Below are 23366 nucleotides of genomic sequence, written 5' to 3' on the forward strand. Positions count from 1 at the left end.
CGACTTCCCCCACCCCCCCGCCCTTCCCCCCCTCCCTCCGCCCTCCCACCCCGTCCTCCTGCCGATCATGCAGTTGTGGCGGTGGAGGAATGCCGCGGAAAGCCACGCTTCGGGCACCACAACTGCATGATCGCCGCAGGAGGAGTGGGGGGAGGTGGGGTCAGCGGGGGGTGCGGAGGGCGGCGGCGCGGCGGGCGCGGTCGACGGCGACCGGGAGGGCGGCGATGAGGGCGTCGACGTCGGCGGGGGTGCTGGTGTGACCGAGGGTGAAGCGCAGCGACGAGCGGGCGCGGTCGTCGTCGGCGCCCATGGCGATCAGCACGTGCGACGGCTGGGCCACCCCGGCGGAGCAGGCGGAGCCGGTCGAGCAGGCGATGTCCTGGGCGTCCAGCAGGAGCAGCAGGGCGTCGCCCTCGCAGCCCGGGAAGGAGAAGTGCGCGTTGCCCGGCAGCCGGTCGGTCGGGTCGCCGTTGAAGACGACCTCGGGCACCGCGTGCCGGACCCGCTCCACCAGGTCGTCGCGGAGCGCGGCGATGCGGGCCGCGTACTCCTGCTGGCCCTTGACCGCCGCCTCCACGGCGACCGCAAAGGCCACGATGCCGGCGGTGTCGAGGGTGCCGGAGCGCACGTCGCGCTCCTGCCCGCCGCCGTGCAGCAGCGGGGTGGCCGACACGTCGCGGGCGAGCAGCAGGGCCCCGACGCCGGTCGGCCCGCCGAGCTTGTGCCCGGTGACGGTCAGCGCGGCGACCCCGGCGGCGGCGAAGTCCACCGGCACCTGCCCGACCGCCTGGATCGCGTCGGTGTGGAACGGCACCCCGTGCTCGGCGGCGACGGCGGCCAGCTCGGCGACCGGCTGCACGGTGCCGACCTCGTTGTTGGCCCACATCGCCGTCACCACCGCGACCCGGTCGCCGTGCGCGGCCAGCTCGGCGCGCAGCTCGTCGGGGCCGAGCCGGCCGGCGGCGTCGACGGAGAGCCAGCCCACGCCGGCCCCCTCGTGGTCGACGAGCCAGTCCACCACGTCGAGCACCGCGTGGTGCTCGACGGCGCTGGAGACCACCCGGTCCCGCCGCGGGTCGGCCGACCGGCGGGCCCAGAAGATGCCCTTCACCGCGAGGTTGTCGCTCTCGGTCCCGCCGCCGGTGAAGACGACCTCGGAGGGCCGCGCGCCCAGCGCGGCGGCCACCCGTTCCCGCGACTCCTCCACCCGCCGCCGGGCACGGCGGCCCGCCGCGTGCAGTGACGACGCGTTGCCGACCTCGCGGGCGGTGGCGACGTACGCCTCGAGTGCCTCGTCGAGCATCGGGGTGGTCGCCGCGTGATCCAGGTAAACCATCACCGTTCAGCCTACGACCGGTGCCGGACCCTGCGGAGCCCGGAGTACGCCGTGCGCGGCCGGGGCGGGAGGTGTCGCGCTCCCCGCCCCGGCCGCGAGCCCGCGACGAACCGGGGATCCGGTCAGGCCGGCACGGCGGTGACCACGATGTTGTCGCGGTACCGGCGTGCCTGCGCGTCGAACGGTCCGCCGCAGGTGATCAGGGTCAGCCGGGGCTTGCCGTCCCGGGCGAAGTACCGGTCCAGGGGGATCTTGGTCTTGCGGTACTCCTCCCGGGCGATCACCCGGTACTCCTTGCCGACGCCGTCGACGCCGGTGGCGGTGAGGGTGTCGCCGCGGTCGAGTTCCCGGAGCCGGAAGAAGGCCCCCTCGCCCTGGGTGGCGCTGTCCACGTGCCCGGCGACGACCACCGAACCGGCCTTCGCCTCCAGCCCGGGGCCGTGGCGGTACCAGCCGATCCGGTCCACGCTGGGCGGCACCTCGAACTCGCCGGTGGCGCCGTTGATGCCGACCGCGTCGACCGTGGCCCTGACCCCGATCGCCGGGATGACCAGCCGTACGGGCGGGACGGTCCGCGTACCGCCGGGCAGGTCGCCCCGGGCCACGGACACCGACGGGCCGGCGGCCGGCGTGCTCGGGACGGTGCTGGCCAGGTCGGCCGCCTCCGCCGCGCCGACGTCCTCGGCCGGCTGGGAACCGCAGGCGACCACGGTCGCGACGGTGAGCGCGGCGACGCCGGCGGCCACGGCCGCCAGCGCCCCGCGATGACGCACCGTCACCTGCGACCGGTCCGGGCGGTGGCCACCCGCGCCCCGCCGCCGACGAGGAGCAGCGCGCCGGCGCCGGTCAGCACGTACCACCAGGTGTCCACGCCGGTGCCGGCCCGACCGCCGTCGCCACTGGGCACCCCGGCCGGGGCCGAGTGCAGGCCCGTGATGGTCTGCGCCACGACGCCGAGGTTCTTCGCCTCGGCCGAGCCGATGGCGTACACGATCGTCGCGGTGCCCTCCTTGAGGTCGAGGTCCGCCGGCCCGATCGCCACCGTGTCGGTGCCGGCGAGCACCACGTCGGCCTTGACGGTGCCCGCGTCGACGTCGCCCTTGGCCTCGTTCGGGTTGGTGAGGCCCTCGAAGACCGGGGTGCCGCCGGCGCGCACGTCCACCGCCGGGGCGGCCGCGGTGTGCCGGACGATCAGCCGGGCCTTGCCGGCGGCGACCTTGCCGGTGTCGTTGACGAACGGCGTGATCTTCGGCTTGCCGGCGGCGTCGAGGTGGGCGGCGATGCTGATGTTCGCCCCGCCCGGCACCTCGGCGTCGTCGACGGTGAGGATGGCCTGGGCCACCGGCTCGCCGGGCTTGGTGAGGGCGATGTCGTACGCGCCCTCCGCCAGGTCCAGCGGGCCGGCCACGTCGCCGGGCTTGAAGTTGTCCAGCGTCTTCTCGCCGTTGACGTACACGTCGACCGGGGTGTCCGGGATGCCGTGCACGACGGAGACCTTGGACGAGGCGGCGTACGCGGGGGTGGCGGTGAGGGCACCGGCTCCGGCGAACGTCAGCGCGGCGACCGCGCCGCCCGCCGCGACCCGACGGAAGTACGAGAGCTCCATGTCTGCCTCCTGGTATTTGGTGCTGATTCGTCAGGCCTGGTGTGCAGAACGAGTTACGCCCCGCCCACCGCCGCCGGATGCGGCCGGGAACAACTTCTTTTCGTCCGCCGGATCCGCATCCGTCCGGCGCCCGCGGAGCGAAGAGCTGCTGAGACCAGACCGACCGGAAAGGTGGGGCGATGGCTGTGGGAGTTACAGTCGGGCATGCCCCCTGGAAGGCGAGCCGCCCTGTGACAGCGGCACGGCAGGAGCCGTACCCACCCGAGGACGACCTCGCCGCGCGCTTCCGCGCGGGCGACGAGCAGGCGTTGCGGGAGGCGTACGACCGGTACGGCCGGGTGGTCCTGCACCTGGCGACCAGCACGTTGGCCAACCGCAGCGACGCGGAGGACGTGACCCAGACCACCTTCGTCGCCGCCTGGTTGGGGCGGGACACCTTCGACCCGGAGAAGGGCTCGCTGGTCGGCTGGCTGCTCGGCATCGGCCGGCGCAAGGTGATCGACCGGCTGCGGGCCTCCGCGCGGGAGACCCGGGTGGTCGAGACGGTCCGGCAGCTGCCGGAGACGGCGCGCACGGGCCCCGACCCGGACACGGTGGTCGACCGGCTGGTGGTCGCCGACGAGCTGGCCCGGTTGCCCGACGACCAGCGGCGCATGCTGGAGTTGGCGTTCTTCGACGACCTGACCCACCAGCAGATAGCGACGGTGACCGGGGTGCCGCTGGGCACGGTCAAGAGCCACATCCGGCGCGGCATGGCGAGCTTGAAACGCAGATGGGAGGTGGACGGTGTCACATCTGGACCACGACCGGCTGGTCTTCCTGGCGCTCGGTGAGAGCGAGGCGGACACCACGGAGAGCACCCACCTCGGCGCCTGCGCGCACTGCCGGACCGAGATGGACACCCTCCAGCACGTGGCCGGCCTGGGCGCCGGCACCCAGGGCCTGCACGATCTGCCCGACCCACCGGAGCACGTCTGGCAGGACATCGTCGCGGAGATCCGCGCGGCGGAGACCCTCCCGGCACTGCCCGGGCCGCGTGCCGAGCGGTCCGACGAGCGCCCGTCCGGCGACCGGCCGGGCGATGGCGCGGGCGGGGTGCTCCTCGCGCCGTCGCGCCGTCGCGGGCGCTGGTCGCGTTGGGCCGCGACCGCCGCGACCGCGGCGGCCGCCGCCGTGGTCGGCGTCGTCGGCACCCTCGTCGTGCTCGACGGGACCGGGCCGACGCCGGAGCCCGCCCCGCCGCGGGTGGTGCTGGCCAGCGCCCCTCTGAAGGCGTACGGCGCGACGCCGCCGGACGCCAACGGCGAGGCCCGGGTGTTCGACAACGGCCGATTGCACCTGCATCTGGCGAATCTCCCGGACGTCCCGGGGTACTACGAGGTGTGGCTCATCAACCCGCGGAACATGCAGATGTTCTCGGTCGGTGTGCTCGGCGACGCCACGGACGAGCTGCTGCCGTTGCCGCCGAACGTGGACCTTGAGGCATACTCGGTTGTCGACGTCTCCGCCGAGGCGTACGACAACAACACCGCCCACTCCGGCAAGAGCCTGTTGAGGGGCACCCTGACGGGCTGATCGGCGGGCCGGCTCAGCTCCCCGGCCCGCCGATCAGCTCCCATCGCCGGCCCCGGTCGTCGCCTCCGCAGCTCGGCCGAGGCGCCGGCCGGCCGGTCGGCCGGTCGGAGGGGCAGGTCAGCCGAGGCGGCGGCCGAACCGGCCGAACCGCTTGTCGAGCGCCACGATGGCGGAGACCACGACGGCGATGCCCAGGATCCGCAGCCACGCCTGCCCGTCGATGGGCGCCGTGCGGAACAGGTCGTTCATCACCGGCAGGTAGGTCAGGGCGAGCTGGCCGAGGGCCTGCACGAGCACCCCGACTATCAGCCAGCGGTTGCTGAACAGGCCCAGGCGCCACGGCGAGCGGGTCAGGGAGCGGCAGCTGAACAGGTAGAACGCCATCACGGTGACGAAGAGGTTCACCGCGGCGGTGCGCGCCTGCGCCAGGTCGGCCCCGCCGGAGCGTTCCCACTCGAACAGCCACCAGGCGCCCACCACCAGCAGCGCGGAGACCAGCAGCACCCGGACCACCAGCGCGACGGTCAGCAGGGGCTGACCGGGATCGCGGGGCGGCCGGTCCATGATCCCGGGTTCCTTCGGCTCGAAGGCGAGCGTCAGGCCGAGGAACACCGCCGTGGTCATGTTGATCCAGAGGATCTGGCTCGGCAGGATCGGCAGCGCCGAGCCGAGCACGATCGCGACGAGGATGACCAGCCCCTCCGCCGCGTTGGTGGGCAGCGTCCAGGTGATGAACTTGGTCAGGTTGGCGAAGACGCCGCGCCCCTCCGACACCGCCGCCTCGATGGTGGCGAAGTCGTCGTCGGTGAGCACGACGTCGGCGGCCTCCTTGGCGACCTCGGTGCCGCTGCGGCCCATGGCCACCCCGATGTTGGCCTGGCGCAGCGCGGGGGCGTCGTTGACCCCGTCGCCGGTCATGGCGACGACCTGGCCGTCGGCCTGCAACGCCTCCACCAGCCGCAGCTTCTGCTCGGGGGAGACCCGGGCGAACACCGACGCCTGCCGTACGGCCGCGGGCAGTTCCCCGGCGGGCAGCGCCGCGAGGTCGGTGCCGGTCAGCACGTCACCGGGACCGGGCTCGGTCCGCAGCAGCCCGATCCGGCGCGCGATGGCGCTGGCGGTGGCCAGGTGGTCACCGGTGATCATCTTCACGTCGATCCCCGCGCGGTGGCAGGAGGTGACGGCCGCCGCCGCGGCGGCCCGGGGCGGGTCGAGCATCGCGTGCAGGCCGGTGAGGACCAGGTCGCCGGCCAACTCCTCCTCCACGAGCCCGTCGGTCGGGCCGAGCGGCCGCATCGCGGTGGCGAGCACCCGCAGCCCCTCGGCGGCCAACTCGTGGGCGGCGGCCAGCACGGCCGGGGCGTCGAGCGGCCCCGTCGAGCCGTCGGGGCGCAGGGTCGACCCGCACCACTCGACCACCCGCTCCACCGCCCCCTTGACGAGCACCACCCGGTCGCCGCCGGGACGCTCGTGCAGGGTCGCCATGAACTGCCGCTCCGAGGTGAACGGCACGGCGGCGACCCGGGGCAGCTCGGCGGCGACCTCGTGCGCGTGCAGCCCCACCTTGGCGCCCGCCACCAGCATCGCCCCCTCCGTGGGGTCGCCCAGCACGACCCAGCGGCCGTCCTGCTCGTCCAGGCGGGCGTCGTTGCACGCCACGCCGGCCAGCAGCGACCAGCGCAGCGGGCCCTGCCCGGTCGGGGCCGGGCCGCCGGCGGAGTCCCGGATCCCGCCGGTCGGCGTGTAGCCGGTGCCGTCCACGTCGTAGCGCCCCTGCGGGGTCCAGAGCACCTGCACCGTCATCTGGTTCTCGGTCAGGGTGCCGGTCTTGTCGGTGCAGATCACCGTGGTGCTGCCCAGCGTCTCCACCGCCGGCAGCCGCCGGATCACCGCGCGGCGGCGGGCCATCCGCGAGACGCCGATCGCCAGGGTGATCGTCACGGCGGCGGGCAGCCCCTCCGGGATCGCGCCCACGGCGAGCGCCACGGCGGCGGTGAACGTCTCCCCCGCGTCCTGCCCGCGCAGTACGCCGATGCCGAAGGTCACCGCGGCGAGGAACAGGATCGCGACGGTGAGCAGCCGGCTGAACCGGGCGAGCTTCACCGTCAGCGGGGTGTCCAGCACCTGCGCGCCGCCGACCAGGCGGTGGATCCGGCCCAGCTCCGTCTCCGCCCCGGTGGCCACCGCGACGCCGGCCGCCGTGCCGCCGGTCAGCAGGGTGCCCGAGTAGAGCAGGTTGCGGCGGTCGGCCACCGGCGTCTCGGCCGGCACGACCAGCTCGTCCTTGCGTACGGGCAGCGACTCGCCGGTCAGCGCCGACTCGTCGGCCCGCAGCTCGGCGGCGCGCACCAGCCGCAGGTCGGCGGGCACCTTCTCGCCCGCCTCCAGCAGCACCACGTCCCCGGGGACCACGTCGTCCGACGACACCTGGCGCTGCCGGCCGGCGCGCAGCACGCGGGCCTGCGTACGCACCATCGCCCGCAGCGCGTCGAGGGCCGCCTCCGCACGGGACTCCTGCAGGAAGCCGACGACGGCGTTGACGAGCACCACCCCGAAGATCACCGCCGAGTCGACGTACTCGGCGAGCAGCAGGGTGACCACGCCGGCGGCGACCAGCACGTAGATCAGCGGGTTGTGGAACTGGCGCAGCAGGCGGCGCAGGGCTCCGCCCCCGGCGGCGCTGGGCAGCACGTTGGGTCCGTACCGCTGGAGCCGGGCCGCCGCCTCCTCCTCGGTCAGCCCGTGCTCGGTGTCGGTCCCGAGCAGCAGCACGACCTCGTGCGCGGCGAGCGCGTGGTGATCGCCGTCGGACGTCCTGGCCGGCATCGGCACACTCCTGTTCCGCCCGGGGACGGCCGGGCGCGGGTGCCCCCGGAGATCGTCTCCATCGTCGCAGGCCGACCCGGGGCGCGCGAGCCGTTCGGGCGCGGCCCCGGCAACGGCGAGGGCCGGCAACCGCGTCGCGGTTGCCGGCCCTCGCGCGGTCGGACGTCAGCTCACTTGCGCTTGCGGATCTCGTCCGCGGCCTGCGGGACGATCTTGAACAGGTCGCCCACCACGCCGAAGTCGGCCAGCTCGAAGATCGGCGCCTCGCCGTCCTTGTTCACCGCGACGATGGTCTTCGAGGTCTGCATGCCGGCCCGGTGCTGGATGGCGCCGGAGATGCCGAGGGCGACGTAGAGCTGCGGGGAGACCGTCTTGCCGGTCTGCCCCACCTGGAACTGGTGCGGGTAGTAGCCGGAGTCGACGGCCGCACGGGACGCGCCGACGGCGCCGCCGAGCAGGTCGGCCAGCTCCTCGACCAGCTTGAAGTTGTCGGCGTTGCCGACGCCGCGACCACCGGAGACGACGATGCCCGCCTCGGTGAGCTCAGGGCGCGAGCCCTTCTGCTCGGCGACCCGGTCGACGACCCTGGCCAGCTTGTCGGTGTCGGTGACCGCGACGGTGAGCTGCTCGACGGCCGGGGTGGCCGCCGCCGGGGTCGGGTTGACCGAGTTCGGCCGGACGGTGACCAGCGGCAGGCCGCGGGTGACCTTGGACTTGACGATCGTGGAGCCGGCGAAGGCCACCTGGGTGGCGGTGCCGTCGGCGGCCAGGCCGACCACGTCGGTCAGGATGCCGTTGTCCAGCTTGACGGCCAGCCGGGCGGCGATCTCCTTGCCCTCCTGGGACGACGCCAGCAGCACGGCGGACGGCTGCGTACGGGAGACCAGCTCGGCCACCACGGTCGCCTTGGGGGCCACCAGGTAGCCGTCGATCTCCTCACTCTCGGCCGCGTAGATCTTCTCCGCGCCGTACTCGCCCAGCTTGGCGCTCAGCGCCTCGGCGGCGCCGGGGCCGCCGAGCACGACCGCGCTCGGGGTGCCCAGCTCGCGGGCGAGGGTGAGCATCTCCAGGGTGACCTTCTTGACGCCGAATTCCCGGGTGGCTTCGACGACGACGAGAACCTCAGACATGTCCAGACCTCTCACACGAACTTCTCGGTGGCGAGGAACTCGACCAGCTTGACGCCGCCGTCGCCCTCGTCGGTGATCTTCGCGCCGCCGGAGCGCGGCGGGCGCTTGGTGTGCTCCAGCACGGCGCTGGTCGCGCCCTCGAAGCCCACCTCGGCCGGGGCGACCCCGAGGTCACCCAGGGAGAGCGTCTGCACCGGCTTCTTCTTGGCGGCCATGATGCCCTTGAAGGACGGGTAGCGCGGCTCGTTGATGGTGTCCCAGACGGAGACCACGGCGGGGGTGGTGGCGGTGACCACCTCGTAGCCCTCCTCGGTCTGCCGCTCGACGGTCAGGCTGGAGCCGTCGACGGTGAGCTTGCGGGCGCCGGTCAGCGCCGCGATGCCCAGCCGCTCGGCGATCATGTGCGGCATGACCTGGACCCGGCCGTCGGTCGACTCGCTGCCGCACAGCACCAGGTCGGCGTTGAGCTGACCGAGCGCGGCGGCGAGCACCTTCGAGGTGGCGACGGCGCAGGAGCCGTGCAGGGCGTCGTCCACGACGTGCACGGCCTTGTCCGGCCCCATGGAGAGCGCCTTGCGGATCGACTCGGTCGCCCGGTCCGGACCCATGGTCAGGACGGTCACCTCGCCCCCGTGCGCCTCCTTGATCTTCAACGCCTCCTCGATGGCGTACTCGTCCATCTCGTTGATGACGTTGTTCGCCGAACCGCGGTCGACGGTGTTGTCGTCAGTGCGCAGGTTGCGGTCCGCGCCCGAATCGGGCACCTGCTTGACGAGTACGACGATGTTCATCGCGCTTCGACGACCCTCCTGTTGGTGTTGCGATCGCTCGCCCGGTCTGGGGCGCAGCCTCGCGCGTCCGCTGACGCCGGTCAACCGCGCGGTGCTGTGCAGTTGCCCACGGCGCAATGTTACCTGCCAGTAGCATTCCGCTCCGGCGACCTCAGGGTGACACAGCTCACCGAAGGCCCTGCGGGCGGGTAATCTGGCGAATCGGGAGGTGTCACGAAATGTCAGAAAAGGCCAGCGGCCATCATCCCGACGTACCGCGGCACCTGTGTCGGCGGACGCGACCCGACGCCTACCGGTGCGCCTGCGGCCGGCTGCGCGACCGGTGCGTACGGGCCGCTGTCCGGGCGCTCTGGTCGCCGGGGCGGCTCACGCCGGCTGATCGAGCGCGTTCCGGATCCGCGCGATGACCGCCGCCTCGGCCGGGGCCACCCCCCGGTGCGCCTGCGCCACCCGTTCGGCCGCGGAGAGCACCACCTCGCGGTAGCCCGCCACGTCCTGCGGCGACTTCTCGCGCAGGATGCGCACGGAGCGACCCAGCGCCGGCAGCACCACCGACTCGATCTCCCGCGCCGAGTCCCGGGGCAGTTGCGGCAGCGGACCGCTGGTCAGCGCCTCCTTCACCACCCCGCTGCTGTCGGCCATCGCCCCGGAGGCGGCGAAGCTCTCCCGGAACAGGGCCAGCATCCCCGGGTCCGCGTTGGCGACCAGGAACACCGCCCCGAACGCGCCCGTCTTGAGGGTCAGCCGCTCCTCGGCCGTCAACCGCTGCTCCATGATCACGGAGTGTAGACGTAGGCGGTGACGGTGGTGACCGCTACGAGCCCCAGCCGCTCCAGGATCGGCCGGCTGTCCGGCGAGCAGTCCACCTGGAGCAACGTCCTGCCGCGCTGCTCGGCCAGGCGCGCCCGGTACGCGACGAGCGCCCGGTAGACGCCCCGCCGCCGCCACCCGGGCAGGGTCGAGCCGCCCCAGAGGGTGGCGAAGCCGGTGTTGGCCTGGTAGCGCACCCAGCCCGCGCTCACCACCTCGTCACCGGCCTCGGCCACCACCACGGTGATCGACTGCGGGTCGGCCTCGATCTCCTTCGCCAGGGCGGTCGCCAGGTGGCCACGGTCGTCGTGCCAGACCGCCTCCTCCATCGCGGCGATCCGCTCCAGGTCCTCCCGGGCACTGACCTCGCGCAGGCGTACCCCCTCGGGCAGCACGGGGACGGCGGCGGCCAGCGCCGCGACCGGACCGACCACGACGGTTTCCTCGTCCTCCGCGACGAACCCGGCGGCGCGCAGCCGGTCGGGCAGGTCGGCCGGCTGGTCGTGGCCGTTGAGCTTCCACTCCACCGCCTCGCCACGGCGGCGGAAGATCTCCACCTGCCGGGCGATCAACGCGTCCAGCTCGGCGCCGGCGAGCCCGTCCAGGGTGCGGTAGGTGAGGAAGCCACGCCTGTCGAGGCCGAGGACGCGCACGAGCGGGCCGTCGCGCTGCACGGTGACCCCGGCCGGCAACGGGTCCGGGATCTCGGGGCGGATCTGGGCGTCGTAGGCGTCCCGGAGGGTACGGGCGTCAAGATCGGTCATCACCCGAGGCTACGACCGAGGGGAAGCGGATAATCGGCGGCGTGTGGCAGGCGATCAGACGATGGTTCGACCCGCGCGAGCTGCGTGCGGTCGGCAGCACCCCCGACTACCGCTTCTCGCTGGCCAACGAACGGACCTTCCTGGCCTGGCTGCGTACGGGGCTGGCGCTGGTCGCGGGTGGGCTGGCCGCCGCGCAGTTCCTGCCGCCGCTGCCGCTGGCACACCTGCGCGAGGTGATCGCCGTCGCGCTGCTGCTGCTCGGTGGCACGGTCGCCGTCCGGGCGGTCGACCACTGGGCGCGTACGGAACGGGCCATCCGGCTCGGCGAGGAACTGCCCGCGTCCCGCTTCCCGGCGGTGCTCGCCCTCGCCGTCGGTCTCGGCGCGCTGTTGCTGGTCGCGGCGGTGCTGGTCCGGGCGATCGGCGGCCCGTGAGCCGGCGTGGCCCGCGCCGCCACCGGACGGTGCCGCCGGCGCCGGACGGATCGACGCGCGACCCCGGGCTGCAACCCGAGCGGACCCGGCTGGCCTGGCGGCGTACGGCGCTGGCGCTCACCGTGATCATGGTGCTGACCGTGCGACTCGCGCTCACCGGCCCGCCCGGCGGCGGGAGGCAGGACGTGACGCTGGGCGCGTCGGTCGCCGGGGCCGCCGTGCTGGGCTGGGGCGCGGCGCTGACGGTCTGCTGGCGGCGGGCCACCGGCACCGGCCCGGCCCCCGGATACGGACGCGCGTTGCCCCTGGTCGCCCTGGCCACCGTCGGGTTCGCGCTGCTCGGCACCCTGCTGGCGGCGCGCGGACTGGGTTGACGGGAGCCGGTAGGCCATCATTGACCCATGGCCCGGCTCTACGTCCTCCTCTTCGTGGTGCAGATCGTCCTCGCCGTCTGCGCCCTGATCAGCTGCCTCTCCGCCGAGGAGGGCGAGATCAAAGCCCTGCCCCGGATCGTCTGGGTGCTGATCATCCTGTTCTTCCCGCTGCTCGGGTCCCTCGCCTGGTTCGCCGCCGGGCGCGAGCGCGTCCCCGGGCGACCCGTCGGCGGCGCAACTCCGAAGGGGCGGATCCTGCCGCCCCGGGAGCGGCCCCGCCCGGTCGCCCCCGACGACGACCCCGAGTTCCTCCGCTCGCTCGGCGAACGCTCCCGGCGGGAGGACGGGGAGCTGTTCCGCCGCTGGGAGGAGGACCTGCGCCGCCGCGAGGACGAGATGCGCCGGCGCGACGGCGAGCCGCCGCGCGAGGAGGACCGCCCCGAGGGGTCCACGCCCAGCGCCTGAACCCCGCGCCGTCGCCGGCTGCCCGGCGACGGCGGCGGCTGAGCTCAGGCCAGGTTCGACGAGCGGGGGTACGCGTCAGCCGGGTCGGTGAGCACGTTGACGAGGTACGGCACGCCGGCGTCGAACGCCCGCCGCAGCGCCGGACCGAGGTCGCCGGCCTTCGCCACCGTCTCGCCGGCTCCGCCGAGGGCGCTCACGACCTGGTCGTAACGCAGCTCCGGCTGGAGGTCGGCGGCGACGTCGTAGCCGTACATGGCGCGCATGGGGTGCTTCTCCAGCCCCCAGATGCCGTTGTTGCCCACCACGATCACCACGGGCAGCTTCTGCCGGGCGAGGGACTCCACGTCCATCAGCGAGAAGCCGGCCGCGCCGTCGCCCATGAGGACGCAGATCTGCCGGTCGGGGTGGCTGACCCGGGCACCCATCGCGTAGCCCATGCCGGTGCCGAGGCAGCCGTACGGGCCCGGGTCGAGCCAGGTGCCGGGCTGCGCGGGCTCCAGGTAGCGGCCGGCGTACGAGACGAAGTCGCCGCCGTCGCCGATGGTGATGGCGTCGCGGGCCAGGACCTTGCGCAGCTCGCCGTAGACCCGGGCGGGCCGGATCGGGTCCGTCTCGGCGGACATCTCCTCGGCGTCGCGGGCCTTCGCGGCGTCCTCGGCGGTACGCAGCTCGGCGATCCAGTCGGCGTGCTCGGCCCGGTCGCCCGGGTGGTCGGCCAGCGCGGTGAGGATGAGCCGGAGGTCGCCGGCGGGGGCGGCGGCGGGCTGGACGTGCCCGGCCCGCTGGCTGGGCGCGTCGACGACGTGCACCACCTGGGCGTCGCCGAAGTCGCCGAAGCTGAGCCGGAAGTCGAGCGGGGTGCCGACCACCACGACCACGTCGGCGCCCTTCAGCGCCACGCGACGGGCCTTGGCGAAGGCGAGCGGGTGCTCCGGCGGCAGCGCGCCCCGGCCCATCCCGTTGGTGAAGACCGGCACCTGGAGCGCCTCGGCGGCTGCCCGCAGGGCGTCGACCGCGTCCCCGGCGTAGACGTCGGAGCCGGCGATGATCACGGGGCGGCGGGCGGCGGCGATCAGGCCGGCCGCCTTCGTCACCTCGTCGGGGTCGGGCTCGACCGGCGCGATGCCGGGCAGCGGGGGCAGCTCGACGTCGGAGACCGAGAAGATCGCCTCCAGCGGGAAGTCGAGGAAGACCGGACCCCGGTGCGGGGTGAGCGCGGTGGTCAGCGCCGCCGTGACCGCGCGCGGGATGTCGTCGGGGCTGAACACCGTCTCGGCGTGCTTGGTGACCGGGGCGACCAGCGGCAGGTGGTCCATCTCCTGCAGGCTGCCCGAGCCCCAGCGGAACTGCGGGGCCCGGCCGCCCAGCACCAGCACCGGGGAGGCGTTGAAGTATGCGCTGGTCAGCCCGGAGATGCCGTTGGTGACGCCGGGGCCGGCGGTAAGCACGGCGAGACCCGGCCGGCGCTGGAGCTTCGCGACCGCCTCGGCGGCGAAGACCGCCGACTGCTCGTGCCGCACGTCGTAGAGGGGGAAGCCGGCCTTGTGCGCGGCGTCGTAGAGCGGGAAGACGTGCCCGCCGGAGAGGGTGAACATCTCCCGCACCCCGTACGCGCGCAGCGCCGCGAGCGCGAGCTCCCCGCCGTGACCTTCGATCCGCTCCGTCATCGCCGCTTTCCCCTTCGTCCGCTCGACCGGAGTCACACGCTACTCACCGGTAGGCCGGATGTGAACAGTTCTCGACTCGTCCCCTGGGCCGGCGCGGCCGGCGGGTGGCAGCCCCGCCGGCCGCCGCCGGTCCGGACCGGTCAGCGACCGGTGAAGTCCGGCTTGCGCTTCGCCACGAACGCCGCCATGCCCTCGCGCCGGTCGTCGGTGGCGAAGAGCGCCGCGAAGAGCTGACTCTCCCAGGCCAGGCCGGAGTTGAGGTCCATGTCCAGGCCGCCGTCGACGGCGAGCTTCGCGGCGCGCAGGGCCTGCACCGGACCCGTGAGGTACGGGCGGACCAGCTCGACCGCCGTGTCGTAGACCTCCGCCGCCGGCGCGACCCGGTCGGCCAGGCCGATCCGCAGGGCCTCCTGGGCGTCGACCATCCGGCCGGACATGATGAGGTCCTTGGCCCGCGCCGGACCGACCAGGCGGGCCAGCCGCTGGGTGCCGCCCGCGCCGGGGATGATGCCGAGCTTGATCTCCGGCTGCCCGAGCTTGGCGTCCTCGGCCACCACCCGCCAGTCGCACGCCAGCGCCAGCTCGCAGCCGCCGCCGAGGGCGTAGCCGGTGATCGCCGCCACCACGGGCTTCGGGATCCGGGCGATCGCGCCGAGGGCGCTGGACAGGTCGGCCGCCCGGTCCGCCATGTCCACGTAGGACATATCGGCCATCTCCTTGATGTCCGCGCCGGCCGCGAAGACCTTCTCCCCGCCGTACACGATGACCGCGCGGACGCCCGGGTCGGCGGTGGCCGCGGCGGCGGCGGCGCGCAGCTCCTCCTGCACCTGGGTGTTCAGGGCGTTCATCGGCGGCCGCTCCAGCCGGATGGTGCCGATGCCGTCCTTGGTCTCCAACCGCACGAACTCGCCCACGCTGGCCCTCACTTCCTCGTCGAAGTCGCGTGCCAACCTTACGGCCCGGATCGTTGGGGTAAGTAGTGTGGTCTCAGGCCCGCCACCGGGAGTACCGCCATGATCACGTACTACGACGACAGGTCCGTGCAGGTCACGTCGGCCGCCGTCCGGGTGGACGGCCGGACGTTCCGGCTGGCCGACATCAGCATGGTCTGGCACCGGCGCGGCAGCCGGTCCTGGCGGGTGCTCGCCGGGCGCGGTGCGATCGGCGCGGCGCTCGCCGGCCCCCTGGTCGCCGCCGCCCTCGGCATCGCGCTGGCGCTCTGGCTGGACCGCTCCCTCACCGTCACCGTCGCGATCGTCGGCGCCTCGGCGCTGGTCGGTCTCGCGGTCGGTCCGGTCGCCGACTTCCTCTTCGAGCACCTGGACCGCTCCTACACCCGGGGCAGCCGGCAGCTGGAGATTTGGGTCCGCTGGCGCGGGCAGCCGGTGCGGCTGCTGTGCACCCGCGACGCGCTGCGCTTCGGCCAGATCTACCGGGCGGTGCAGCGGGCCGCCGAGGCCGGCCAGCCGGTGCCGCCCCGGCGGTAGGTCTGCGCCAGCGACACCACCACGCGGTCGCCGGCGGCGAAGATCTCGACGATCTCCTGGTCGAGCACGGTCAGCCCCGGCGAGGCGACGGCCCCCTCGACGTAATGCCGCCCCCGGACCCCGGCCCCCGAGCCGTAGATCCGCACGTCCTCGTCGACCACCGCGCGCAACTCCACCAGGTCCTTGGTGACGAAGGTCCGCAGGTAGCGGCGGACCACCTCGACGTTGCGCTCCTGCTCCGTCATGACCGGTCACGGTACCGCTTCGGACCGACTCGGACCGACTCGGACCGGAGGCGGACGAGGCGCACCCGTCACACGGCGGCGGCGGTACGGCCTCGCGCGCCCTTTGGAGCTGATGACGTAAGCGACTCAGCCGCTCCGGCCGCCCGACGAGCGCCAGCGACCCACAGGGCGATGTCATGAACGATTCAGCTCCAAAGGGCCGACGCGCCACCACCTGGCCCGGCACGGCCCGCCCGACCTACACCTCCGCGCGACACTGCCCCGCCTGGCACCGCCGCGCCCTGCGCCACCCGCCCGCCCGAGCGGACCGCGCGAGCGGCGCGACCCGCCAGGCAGTGGTTAGGGTTAGTGATGACCATCTATTACCGGGACGACGCGGTGCAGGTGACGTCGGAGTCGATCCGGGCGGGCGGGCACGCTGTGGCGATCGCCGACGTGACGTACGTGTGGCACGCGCAGGGGCCGAAGACGCTCGCGGTGCGGGGCCGGGTGCTGGGTCGCGGCGTGCTGGTCCTGCTCCTCTCGCTGCCCCCGCTGGTCGCGGTGGTCTGCGTGCTCTCGCTGGCCTGGTCGGCGCAGGACCGGGGCGAGTGGCAACTGGCGCTGATCATTCTCGCCGCGTGCGCGGTCGGCGCGCTGGCCCTGACCCCGTTCCTGGAGATCCCGCTCGGCTGGCTCGACCGCTCCTACGAGCGGGGCAGCAAGATGCACGAGCTCTGGGTCCAGCACCACGGCCGGGAGGTGCTGCTGCTGCGCACGCCGGACGCGCTGCGGTTCGGGCAGATCTACCGGGCGGTGCAGCGCGCGGTCGAGCAGCAACCGGGCTCCTGACCTCGGGCCCGTCGCGCTGTCCGGCGGTACGGGCGCGCGCGACGCACACTGGGTGCCATGGTGATTCCCCTCCCCCGGCCCGCCGCGGTCGTCGGTCTGACCCGCTCCGCTCTCGACCAGGCCCTCGGCTCGGCGGCCTCGTTCGCCGCCGTGCCGGCCCGCGCGTTCGCCGTGCTCGATTCGGTGGAGGCCCTGCTCGCCCGGGTCGACGGCATGGTGGACCGGATCGACGGCGTGGTGGACCGGATCGAGCAGACCCTCGACCGCACCGACCGGGTGCTCACCGACGCCGAGGGCGCGGTGCGGGAGGTGGCCGTGATCAGCGCCGCCGCGACCGCCGCCATCGACACTGCCACCGAGGTGGCCGCGGCCGCGGCCGTCGTGGTCGGCGAGGCGGAGAAGGTGGCCCGCACGGCCGGTGCGGTGGTCGGCGAGGCCGACGCGGTGGCCGCCCGGGCCGCCGGCACGGTCGGCACCGCGGCGGAGGCCGCGGCCACCGCCGCCGAGCTGATGACGGCGTACGAGCCGGCGCTGCGCCGGGCCGCCCCGATGGCGAACCACTTCGTGGAGCAGCTCAGCCACGAGGAGGTGACCGCCGCGATCCGGCTCGTCGACGAACTGCCGAAGCTCAAGCAGCACCTGACGGCGGACGTCCTGCCGATCCTCGCCACCCTGGACCGGGTCGGCCCGGACCTGCACGACCTGCTCGACGTCACCCGCGACCTGAAGCTCGCCGTCGCCGGCATCCCCGGGCTGGGCATGCTCCGCCGCCGGGGCGAGAAGCTCACCGACGACGCCGAGGCGTGACCGAAGGACCGCACGGCCCGTGGCCGGGCGGCTCAGCCGGGGACGTACAGCTCGTCGATCTCCGCCCGGGTCGGCAGCGCCACGGAGGCGCCGAGCCGGCGTGCGCAGGCCGCTCCGGCCGCCGCCGCCCAGCGCACCGCGTCGATGATGTCGCGGCCCTCGCCCCAGGCCACCGCGAGCGCGGCGGTGAAGGCGTCCCCGGCCGCGGTGGAGTCCACCACGTCGACCTTGACCGCCGGCACGTGCACGGCGGTGCCGTCCCGGTCGCCGTACCAGGCGCCCCGCGCGCCGAGGGTGAGCACCGCCCGGGGCGCCAGGTCGAGCAGGGTCGAGGGCTCGTCCAGGCCGTGGCCGGTGAGCGCGTGGGCCTCGGTCTCGTTGACCACCAGCAGGTCCGTCGCCGCCAGCAGCTCCGGGGGCACCGGCACGGCCGGGGCGGCGTTGAGCACCACCCGGGTGCCGGCCGACCGGGCCGCGACGGCCGCCTCGGTCACCGTCGCGACCGGGATCTCCAGCTGCGCGAGCAGCACGTCCGCCCCGCGTACGGCGGTCAGCTCGGGCTCGGTCAGGGCGGTCATCGAGGCGTTGGCGCCCGGACTGACCAGGATCGCGTTCTCGCCCTCGGCGTTGACCATCACCAGCGCCACGCCCGACGTGCCGTACGTCGTGCGCAGCTGCCCGGTGTCGACGCCGGCGGCGGTGATCCGGGCCCGCAGGGTGACGCCGAACGAGTCGGAGCCGATCGCCCCGAGGAAGGCGCAGGAGGCACCGGCCCGGGCCGCGGCCACGGCCTGGTTGGCGCCCTTGCCGCCGGGCACCGTCACGAAGTCGGTGCCGAGCAGGGTCTCCCCCGGCCGGGGCAGGGCGGGGGCGGTGCCCACCAGGTCCATGTTGGCGCTGCCCACCACGACGACCCGCGTCTGCCGCATCGCCACCTCCTCGCCGCCGGACGTGCTGCGGCGAAGTCTAGGACCCCGGCGGCGGCTGCCGTCCGACCCGGGCCGGTCAGGCGGCGCGGGCGGTGAACCGGTCGCCGGAGCGCTCGACGACCAGCGGCAGCCCGAACGTCTTGGAGAGGTTGTCCCCGGTCAGCGTGGCGTCGAGGAGCCCCTGCGCCACCACGCCGCCCTCGCGCAGCAGCAGCGCGTGGGTGAAGCCGGGCGGGATCTCCTCCACGTGGTGGGTCACCAGCACCAGCGCGGGGGCGTCCGGGTCGTACGCCAGCTCGGCCAGCCGGGCGACCAGGTCCTCCCGCCCGCCCAGGTCGAGCCCGGCGGCGGGCTCGTCGAGCAGCAGCAGCTCCGGGTCCGTCATCAGCGCGCGGGCGATCTGCACCCGCTTGCGCTCGCCCTCGGAGAGGGTGCCGTAGGTGCGCTCGGCGAGCCCGCCGATGCCGAGCTGGCCCAGCAGGGCGCGGGCGCGGGCCTCGTCGCTGCTGTCGTAGCTCTCCCGCCAGCGCCCGAGCACCGACCAGGCCGCCGTGACGACGACGTCGCTGACGCGCTCGTCGGCAGGCACCCGTTCGGCCAGCGCGGCGGTGGAGAGCCCGATGCGGGTCCGCAGCTCGTTGACGTCGGTGCGACCGATCCGCTCGCCGAGCACGTGGGCGGTGCCGGTGGTCGGGTGCAGCCGCCCGGCGGCGAGGTTGAGCAGGGTCGTCTTGCCGGCGCCGTTGGGCCCGAGCACCACCCAGCGCTCGTCCAGCTCGACCCGCCAGTCGACGTCGTGCAGCAGTGCCGTGCCAGCCCGGCGTACGCCGACGCCGTCGAGGCTGACCACCAGATCCTCGTCCCCAGTCACCCGACCATCCAACCACGCACCGCCGGGGAGCCCCCCACGGGCGGCGCCCCGGCCATAGGGTGGGGCCGTGTCGTTGGTCACCACAACCCGGGGACGGTCGACGGGCGCGCTGACGGCCGCCGCCTTCCCGACGTTCGGCCGCCGCGACCTGACGTGACCGGCGGCAGGTGCTCCCGGTCACGGGAGCCGGCGCCGACCCGGGCGCGGCAAGTCCTTGCAGCACCCACGTCGGCGATGAAATATTCCTTCACATGACGCACGCCCGCCCCCGACCCCACCGCAGCGGGTCGGGCGTGGCCACCGCGCCCCCGGCCGCGGCGGGCGACCGGCCCCGGTCAGCCGACGGTCGAGCCGAAGACCTCGTCGCGCACGGCGTCCAGCGCGGTGCGCAGCGCACCACGCAGGATCGGCTCCTCGGTCAGCCCGGTGGGGACCACCCGGGGGCGGACCAGGGTGATCGCCGCGACCTCGTGCTGCACGCGCTCGGCCAGCGCCGCCCCGCCGGCCTGGCCGACCTCCCCGGCGAGCACCACCAGCGGCGGGTCCAGCACCACGCAGGTGCTCGCCACGCCCAGCGCCAGCCGGCGGGCCACCTCGTCGAGCATGGGACCGCCCGCCGTGCCGTCGGCCACCGCGGCCCGGACCGCGGCGGCGCCGCTGTCGTCCGGGTAGCCGTGCGCGCGGGCCAGGTCCCGGACCGCGTCCGCGCCGATCAACTGCTGGAAAGCCGGCTTCGCGCGGCGGGACACGTCGCGCGGGATGGGCGCGCCGGGCACCGGCAGGTAACCGATCTCGCCGGCGGCGCCGCTGCTGCCGTGGTGCAGCCGGCCGCCCAGCACGATCGCCAGGCCGACGCCGGCGCCCACCCAGACCAGCACGAAGTCCGTCAGCCCCTGGGCCGCGCCCGACTGCGCCTCGGCGACGGCGGCCAGGTTGACGTCGTTCTCGAAGACCACCGGGGTGTGCAGGTCGTCGCGGAGCGCGGCGAGCAGACCGGTGTGCCAGCGGGGCAGGTTGAAGGCGAACGTGATGTCGCCCGTGCCGGGGTCGACGAGGCCCGGGGTGCCCAGCACGATCCGCCGTACGCTCGACAGCTGCGCCCCGGCGCTGCTCGCGGCCTGGACCACCGCGTTGTGCACGACCCCGACGGGATCGTCGGTGTCGTGGGTCGACTGCTCGACGCGGCCGATCACCGCCCCGGTGATGTCCGCGCAGGCCGCGACGACCCGGTCGGCGCCCACGTCCACCCCGACCACGTGCGCGCTGCCAGGCCGCACGGCGTAGAGCTGGGCGTTCGGTCCCCGCCCGCCGGCCTGCTCGCCGACCCGGGTGACCAGTCCCCGCTCCTCCAGCCGCTCGACGAGCTGGGAGGCGGTGACCTTGGACAACCCGGTCAGCTCGCCGAGCCGGGCCCGGGTCAGCGGTCCCCGCTCCAGCAGCAGCTCCAACGCCGCGCGGTCGTTCAGCGCCCGCAACAGGCGGGGGGTGCCGGGCAGCCGGGTCGCACTCATGCCACGTCCTCTAGTTTTGGTAAACCTTGCTAACTGTAAACCGACCTGCGAGCGGGTAGCCGACAGCGTATCGGCCGGCCCGGAGCGGGGTGGTCGGCCGACCAGGTACGTCACCGACCCCCGCCGGTACGACTTGCGTGCCGTCGGGGACGAAAGGGGAAGATCACGTGGGGCTGGATCCAGGACTGCGCCGGCTCGCGCTCGGCACGCTGCTCGCCGCGTATCCGGGGCCGGTGCCCCCGGGCTGGGCGGTCGACCTGGTCGCCGAGGGGCTCGCGGGGCACACCCTGTTCGGCACCAACGTCCACGACCCGGGGCAGGTGGCGGCGAGCACCGCCGCCCTGCGGGCCGGCCGCCCGGACGTGCTGGTCGCGATCGACGAGGAGGGCGGCGACGTCACCCGGCTGGCGCACGCCACCGGCAGCCCGTACCCGGGCAACGCGGCGCTCGGCGCGATCGACGAGGTGGCGCTGACCCGCCAGGTCTACGCGGCCATCGGCGGCGAACTGGCCGCCCTCGGCGTCACCGTGAACCTCGCGCCGACGGTGGACGTCAACACCGCCGACGAGAACCCGGTGATCGGCACCCGCTCGTTCGGCGCCGACCCGGCCCGGGTCGCCGCGCACTCCGCCGCGGCCGTGGCCGGCCTCCAGGCCACCGGGGTCGCCGCCTGCGCCAAGCACTTCCCGGGGCACGGCGCGACGGTCGCCGACTCCCACCACGAGCTGCCCACCGTGGACGTGCCGCTCGACGTGCTGCGCCGGCGCGACCTGCCGCCGTTCGCCGCGGTCGTCGAGGCCGGCGCGCGCGCCGTGATGACGGCACACATCCGGGTGCCGACGCTGACCGGCGACGGCCCCGCCACGTTCAGCCGGGCGGTCCTGGTCGACCTGCTGCGCAACGAGTACGGCTTCACCGGCACGGTCATCACCGACGCGCTGGAGATGAAGGGCGCCGCGGTGGCGGCCGGCGGGGTCGGTCCGGCCGCCGTCCGGGCGCTCGCCGCCGGCGCCGACCTGCTGTGCATCGGCGCCCAGGTCGACGCCGAGCTGGTCGAGCGGGTGGTCGCGGAGATCGTCGGCGCGCTCGGTGACGGCCGCCTCGACCGGGCGCGGGTGGAGGAGGCGGCCGGCAGCGCCGCCGCGCTCGCCGCCTGGACCCGGGCCGCCGGCTCGGCGTCGGCCGTCCCCGACGGGCTCGGGTACGCCGCGGCGCGGCGCGCCGTCCGGGTGGAGGGGGAGCTGGCCGGCCTGGACCGCCCGCTGATCGTCCAGCTGCACGCCGCGTCGACCATCGCCGAGGGGCGGGTGCCGTGGGGCCTCGGCCCGCACCTGGACGGCGCGGAGGAGTTGCGGGTGGTCGCCACCGAGACCGGGCCGGCCGCCCTGCGCCAGCTCGCCGGTGACCGGCCGATCGTGCTGGTCGGTCGCCACCTGCACCGGTTGCCGGGCGGCGCGGACCTGGTGACCGCGCTGGCCGCCGCGCACCCGGTGACCGTGGTCGAGATGGGCTGGCCCTCCCGGTGGCGCCCGGTGGGCGTCCGGGCGTTCGTCACCACGTACGGCGCGAGCCACGCCTGCGGCCGCGCGGCCGCCGAGGTGCTCGGGCTGGTCGGCTGACGCCGGCACCGCGTCGTCGCCGGCCCGTGCGCTCCCGGTCGGGCCGGTCGGCGTGGACCGGGCCGGCCCTGGGTATGCGACAGCATGACCGCCACCGACCCCTGGCACCGGGCCCTGGCCGATCTCGCGTCCCGGTCCCACCGGCTGCCCCCGGACGAGCTGGCGGACCTGGTCGACGCCGTGCTCCGGCCGCTGGGCGTGACGGCGACCGTGTACCTGGTCGACGCCGAGCAGCGTGACCTGCGCCCGCTGCCCGGGTCGTCCCGGCCGGCGCCGGAGGTGCTGCCGATCGACACCAGCCTGGCCGGGCGCGCCTTCACCCAGGTCGAGGTGCACGCGGGGCAGGGGCCACCGCCGCGGTTGTGGGTGCCGATCGTCAACGGCACCGACCGGCTGGGCCTGCTGGAGGTGTTCCCGCCCACCGACGTCGACCTCGGCGACGAGGCGCTGCGCGACGGCTGCCGGCTCGTCTCCGGCCTGGTCGGCCACCTGGTCACCAGCAAGCGGGACTACGGGGACGTGCTGCACCGCGCGCGCCGCAGCCGGCCGATGGGCGTCTCCGCCGAGCTGCTGTGGAACCTGCTGCCGCCGCTGACCTTCGCCACCTCGCAGGTGGTGGTCAGCGCCCTGCTCGAGCCCTGTTACGAGGTCGGCGGGGACGCCTTCGACTACGCGGTGAACGGCCCGACCGTGACGCTGGCGATCCTCGACGGCGTCGGTCACGGCCTGCCGGCGGTGCTCACCACCTCGGTGGCGCTGGCCGCGCTGCGGGCGGCCCGGCGCGCCGGCTCGGACCTGCCCGGCCTGGCGCGGGCGGTGGACGCCGCGATCGTCGCCCAGTGGCGCGACGCGCGGTTCGTCACGGCGGTGCTCGCCGAGTTCGACACCGGCACCGGGCTGCTGCGCTACGTCAACGCGGGGCACCCGCCGCCGGTGCTGCTGCGCCGGGGCCGGACCGTGCAGGAGCTGGCCGGCGGCCGCCGGCTCCCGCTGGGCCTGCCGGACGACGGCGTCGAGGTGGCCCGGACCCGGCTCGAGCCGGGCGACCGGCTGCTGCTGCACACCGACGGGGTGACCGAGGCGCGCGACCCGGCGGGCGAGATGTTCGGGCTGCCCCGCCTGGCGGACCTCGCCGAACGGCACATCGGTTCCGGGCTGCCGGCCGCGGAGACGCTGCGCCGCCTCAGTCACGCGGTGACGGAGCACCAGGGCGGGGCGCACCGGGACGACGCCACACTGATGCTCGTCGAGTGGTCCGCGGACGCGTCGGCGAACTCGGAGCCCTGAG

At 74.8% G+C, this 23366-nt stretch carries 24 protein-coding genes; 10 read left to right on the top strand and 14 right to left on the bottom strand.

Annotated features, from left to right (window positions below; translation table 11 throughout):
- Window positions 1-160 precede the first annotated feature (160 nt).
- The 3 genes from V6U77_RS22930 to V6U77_RS22940 form a co-directional block, all read right to left on the bottom strand.
- On the bottom strand, window positions 161-1336 hold the full coding sequence (locus tag V6U77_RS22930; protein ID WP_334608681.1) for a cysteine desulfurase family protein: 1176 nt from the start codon (window positions 1334-1336) through the stop codon (window positions 161-163).
- Between the two features lie 122 nt (window positions 1337-1458).
- Window positions 1459-2115, bottom strand: coding sequence for a class F sortase (locus V6U77_RS22935; protein WP_334608682.1), 657 nt, complete (start codon window positions 2113-2115; stop codon window positions 1459-1461).
- Window positions 2112-2942, bottom strand: a complete 831-nt coding sequence (locus V6U77_RS22940) for a DUF4397 domain-containing protein (protein ID WP_334608683.1) — start codon at window positions 2940-2942, stop codon at window positions 2112-2114. The genes V6U77_RS22935 and V6U77_RS22940 overlap by 4 nt, the downstream gene beginning before the upstream one ends.
- Window positions 2943-3172: 230 nt before the next feature.
- Here V6U77_RS22940 and V6U77_RS22945 point away from each other — a divergent pair, with 230 nt between their 5' ends.
- Window positions 3173-3775: an RNA polymerase sigma factor gene (locus tag V6U77_RS22945; protein ID WP_334608684.1), complete on the top strand. Its 603-nt coding sequence runs from the start codon at window positions 3173-3175 to the stop codon at window positions 3773-3775.
- A complete protein-coding gene (locus V6U77_RS22950) occupies window positions 3729-4517 on the top strand; it encodes an anti-sigma factor (RefSeq protein ID WP_334608685.1) in 789 nt (262 codons plus the stop codon). The genes V6U77_RS22945 and V6U77_RS22950 overlap by 47 nt, the downstream gene beginning before the upstream one ends.
- A gap of 117 nt (window positions 4518-4634) precedes the next feature.
- On the opposite strand, the gene V6U77_RS22955 is transcribed toward V6U77_RS22950, so the two are convergent.
- The 5 genes from V6U77_RS22955 to V6U77_RS22975 all read right to left on the bottom strand — a co-directional run bounded on the left by V6U77_RS22955 (window position 4635) and on the right by V6U77_RS22975 (window position 10838).
- Window positions 4635-7343: an HAD-IC family P-type ATPase gene (locus tag V6U77_RS22955; protein ID WP_334608686.1), complete on the bottom strand. Its 2709-nt coding sequence runs from the start codon at window positions 7341-7343 to the stop codon at window positions 4635-4637.
- Window positions 7344-7513: 170 nt separating this feature from the next.
- The gene (locus V6U77_RS22960) at window positions 7514-8473 is read right to left on the bottom strand and encodes an electron transfer flavoprotein subunit alpha/FixB family protein (RefSeq protein ID WP_334608687.1); all 960 of its coding nucleotides are present in this window, start codon (window positions 8471-8473) and stop codon (window positions 7514-7516) included.
- A gap of 11 nt (window positions 8474-8484) precedes the next feature.
- A complete protein-coding gene (locus V6U77_RS22965) occupies window positions 8485-9264 on the bottom strand; it encodes an electron transfer flavoprotein subunit beta/FixA family protein (protein ID WP_334608688.1) in 780 nt (259 codons plus the stop codon).
- Window positions 9265-9630: 366 nt separating this feature from the next.
- Entirely contained in the window at window positions 9631-10038 is a 408-nt protein-coding gene (locus V6U77_RS22970) for a hypothetical protein (protein ID WP_442934484.1), read from the bottom strand.
- A 2-nt stretch (window positions 10039-10040) separates the two neighbouring features.
- Entirely contained in the window at window positions 10041-10838 is a 798-nt protein-coding gene (locus tag V6U77_RS22975) for a GNAT family N-acetyltransferase (RefSeq protein ID WP_334608690.1), read from the bottom strand.
- Between the two features lie 41 nt (window positions 10839-10879).
- On the opposite strand from V6U77_RS22975, the gene V6U77_RS22980 reads away from it, so the two are divergent.
- From V6U77_RS22980 to V6U77_RS22990, 3 genes are read left to right on the top strand one after another with little or no spacing between them, the layout of a single operon-like run.
- On the top strand, window positions 10880-11272 hold the full coding sequence (locus tag V6U77_RS22980; RefSeq protein ID WP_334608691.1) for a YidH family protein: 393 nt from the start codon (window positions 10880-10882) through the stop codon (window positions 11270-11272).
- On the top strand, window positions 11269-11646 hold the full coding sequence (locus V6U77_RS22985; protein ID WP_334608692.1) for a DUF202 domain-containing protein: 378 nt from the start codon (window positions 11269-11271) through the stop codon (window positions 11644-11646). Before V6U77_RS22980 ends, V6U77_RS22985 begins: the two co-directional genes overlap by 4 nt.
- A gap of 27 nt (window positions 11647-11673) precedes the next feature.
- A complete protein-coding gene (locus V6U77_RS22990) occupies window positions 11674-12111 on the top strand; it encodes a PLD nuclease N-terminal domain-containing protein (protein WP_334608693.1) in 438 nt (145 codons plus the stop codon).
- A 44-nt stretch (window positions 12112-12155) separates the two neighbouring features.
- Here the strand turns inward: V6U77_RS22990 and V6U77_RS22995 are convergent, their stop codons facing one another.
- Entirely contained in the window at window positions 12156-13778 is a 1623-nt protein-coding gene (locus V6U77_RS22995; RefSeq protein ID WP_334608694.1) for an acetolactate synthase, read from the bottom strand.
- A gap of 140 nt (window positions 13779-13918) precedes the next feature.
- Window positions 13919-14692 (bottom strand): enoyl-CoA hydratase-related protein, encoded by a 774-nt coding sequence (locus tag V6U77_RS23000; RefSeq protein WP_334608695.1) that lies wholly within the window; start codon window positions 14690-14692, stop codon window positions 13919-13921.
- 99 nt (window positions 14693-14791) lie between these two features.
- Here V6U77_RS23000 and V6U77_RS23005 point away from each other — a divergent pair, with 99 nt between their 5' ends.
- Window positions 14792-15265: a DUF6232 family protein gene (locus V6U77_RS23005; protein ID WP_334608696.1), complete on the top strand. Its 474-nt coding sequence runs from the start codon at window positions 14792-14794 to the stop codon at window positions 15263-15265.
- Here V6U77_RS23005 and V6U77_RS23010 read toward each other — a convergent pair.
- Entirely contained in the window at window positions 15208-15510 is a 303-nt protein-coding gene (locus V6U77_RS23010; RefSeq protein WP_334608697.1) for a nuclear transport factor 2 family protein, read from the bottom strand. The two genes, V6U77_RS23005 and V6U77_RS23010, sit on opposite strands and share 58 nt — an antisense overlap.
- A 351-nt stretch (window positions 15511-15861) precedes the next feature.
- On the opposite strand from V6U77_RS23010, the gene V6U77_RS23015 reads away from it, so the two are divergent.
- Window positions 15862-16341, top strand: a complete 480-nt coding sequence (locus tag V6U77_RS23015) for a DUF6232 family protein (RefSeq protein ID WP_334608698.1) — start codon at window positions 15862-15864, stop codon at window positions 16339-16341.
- Between the two features lie 57 nt (window positions 16342-16398).
- A complete protein-coding gene (locus tag V6U77_RS23020; RefSeq protein ID WP_334608699.1) occupies window positions 16399-17148 on the top strand; it encodes a hypothetical protein in 750 nt (249 codons plus the stop codon).
- 32 nt (window positions 17149-17180) lie between these two features.
- On the opposite strand, the gene V6U77_RS23025 is transcribed toward V6U77_RS23020, so the two are convergent.
- The 3 genes from V6U77_RS23025 to V6U77_RS23035 all read right to left on the bottom strand — a co-directional run bounded on the left by V6U77_RS23025 (window position 17181) and on the right by V6U77_RS23035 (window position 20459).
- Window positions 17181-18077 carry a ribokinase gene (locus tag V6U77_RS23025; protein WP_334608700.1) on the bottom strand — a complete coding sequence of 299 codons (897 nt, stop codon included), beginning with the start codon at window positions 18075-18077 and terminating at the stop codon, window positions 17181-17183.
- 76 nt (window positions 18078-18153) lie between these two features.
- The gene (locus V6U77_RS23030; RefSeq protein WP_442934485.1) at window positions 18154-18960 is read right to left on the bottom strand and encodes an ABC transporter ATP-binding protein; all 807 of its coding nucleotides are present in this window, start codon (window positions 18958-18960) and stop codon (window positions 18154-18156) included.
- 323 nt (window positions 18961-19283) lie between these two features.
- Window positions 19284-20459, bottom strand: a complete 1176-nt coding sequence (locus V6U77_RS23035; protein WP_121396220.1) for an ROK family transcriptional regulator — start codon at window positions 20457-20459, stop codon at window positions 19284-19286.
- Window positions 20460-20626: 167 nt separating this feature from the next.
- Between V6U77_RS23035 and V6U77_RS23040 the strand changes: the two genes are divergently transcribed.
- Together V6U77_RS23040 and V6U77_RS23045 are read left to right on the top strand one after the other, a co-directional pair.
- Window positions 20627-22078: a glycoside hydrolase family 3 N-terminal domain-containing protein gene (locus V6U77_RS23040; protein WP_334608702.1), complete on the top strand. Its 1452-nt coding sequence runs from the start codon at window positions 20627-20629 to the stop codon at window positions 22076-22078.
- A gap of 84 nt (window positions 22079-22162) precedes the next feature.
- Entirely contained in the window at window positions 22163-23365 is a 1203-nt protein-coding gene (locus V6U77_RS23045; protein ID WP_334608703.1) for a PP2C family protein-serine/threonine phosphatase, read from the top strand.
- Window position 23366 lies beyond the last annotated feature (1 nt).

Origin of the sequence: Micromonospora sp. CPCC 205546 (assembly GCF_036902715.1) — a bacterium.
Classification (GTDB): Bacteria; Actinomycetota; Actinomycetes; order Mycobacteriales; family Micromonosporaceae; genus Micromonospora.

Bases quoted from the DNA above. Each gene is read 5' to 3' on its own strand.
- V6U77_RS22930 (WP_334608681.1), bottom strand. From the start codon at position 1,336: ATGGTTTACCTGGATCACGCGGCGACCACCCCGATGCTCGACGAGGCA.
- V6U77_RS22940 (WP_334608683.1), bottom strand. From the start codon at position 2,942: ATGGAGCTCTCGTACTTCCGTCGGGTCGCGGCGGGCGGCGCGGTCGCC.
- V6U77_RS22955 (WP_334608686.1), bottom strand. From the start codon at position 7,343: ATGCCGGCCAGGACGTCCGACGGCGATCACCACGCGCTCGCCGCGCAC.
- V6U77_RS22960 (WP_334608687.1), bottom strand. From the start codon at position 8,473: ATGTCTGAGGTTCTCGTCGTCGTCGAAGCCACCCGGGAATTCGGCGTC.
- V6U77_RS22965 (WP_334608688.1), bottom strand. From the start codon at position 9,264: ATGAACATCGTCGTACTCGTCAAGCAGGTGCCCGATTCGGGCGCGGAC.
- V6U77_RS22970 (WP_442934484.1), bottom strand. From the start codon at position 10,038: ATGGAGCAGCGGTTGACGGCCGAGGAGCGGCTGACCCTCAAGACGGGC.
- V6U77_RS22975 (WP_334608690.1), bottom strand. From the start codon at position 10,838: ATGACCGATCTTGACGCCCGTACCCTCCGGGACGCCTACGACGCCCAG.
- V6U77_RS22990 (WP_334608693.1), top strand. From the start codon at position 11,674: ATGGCCCGGCTCTACGTCCTCCTCTTCGTGGTGCAGATCGTCCTCGCC.
- V6U77_RS22995 (WP_334608694.1), bottom strand. From the start codon at position 13,778: ATGACGGAGCGGATCGAAGGTCACGGCGGGGAGCTCGCGCTCGCGGCG.
- V6U77_RS23005 (WP_334608696.1), top strand. From the start codon at position 14,792: ATGATCACGTACTACGACGACAGGTCCGTGCAGGTCACGTCGGCCGCC.
- V6U77_RS23010 (WP_334608697.1), bottom strand. From the start codon at position 15,510: ATGACGGAGCAGGAGCGCAACGTCGAGGTGGTCCGCCGCTACCTGCGG.
- V6U77_RS23015 (WP_334608698.1), top strand. From the start codon at position 15,862: ATGACCATCTATTACCGGGACGACGCGGTGCAGGTGACGTCGGAGTCG.
- V6U77_RS23020 (WP_334608699.1), top strand. From the start codon at position 16,399: ATGGTGATTCCCCTCCCCCGGCCCGCCGCGGTCGTCGGTCTGACCCGC.
- V6U77_RS23025 (WP_334608700.1), bottom strand. From the start codon at position 18,077: ATGCGGCAGACGCGGGTCGTCGTGGTGGGCAGCGCCAACATGGACCTG.
- V6U77_RS23035 (WP_121396220.1), bottom strand. From the start codon at position 20,459: ATGAGTGCGACCCGGCTGCCCGGCACCCCCCGCCTGTTGCGGGCGCTG.
- V6U77_RS23045 (WP_334608703.1), top strand. From the start codon at position 22,163: ATGACCGCCACCGACCCCTGGCACCGGGCCCTGGCCGATCTCGCGTCC.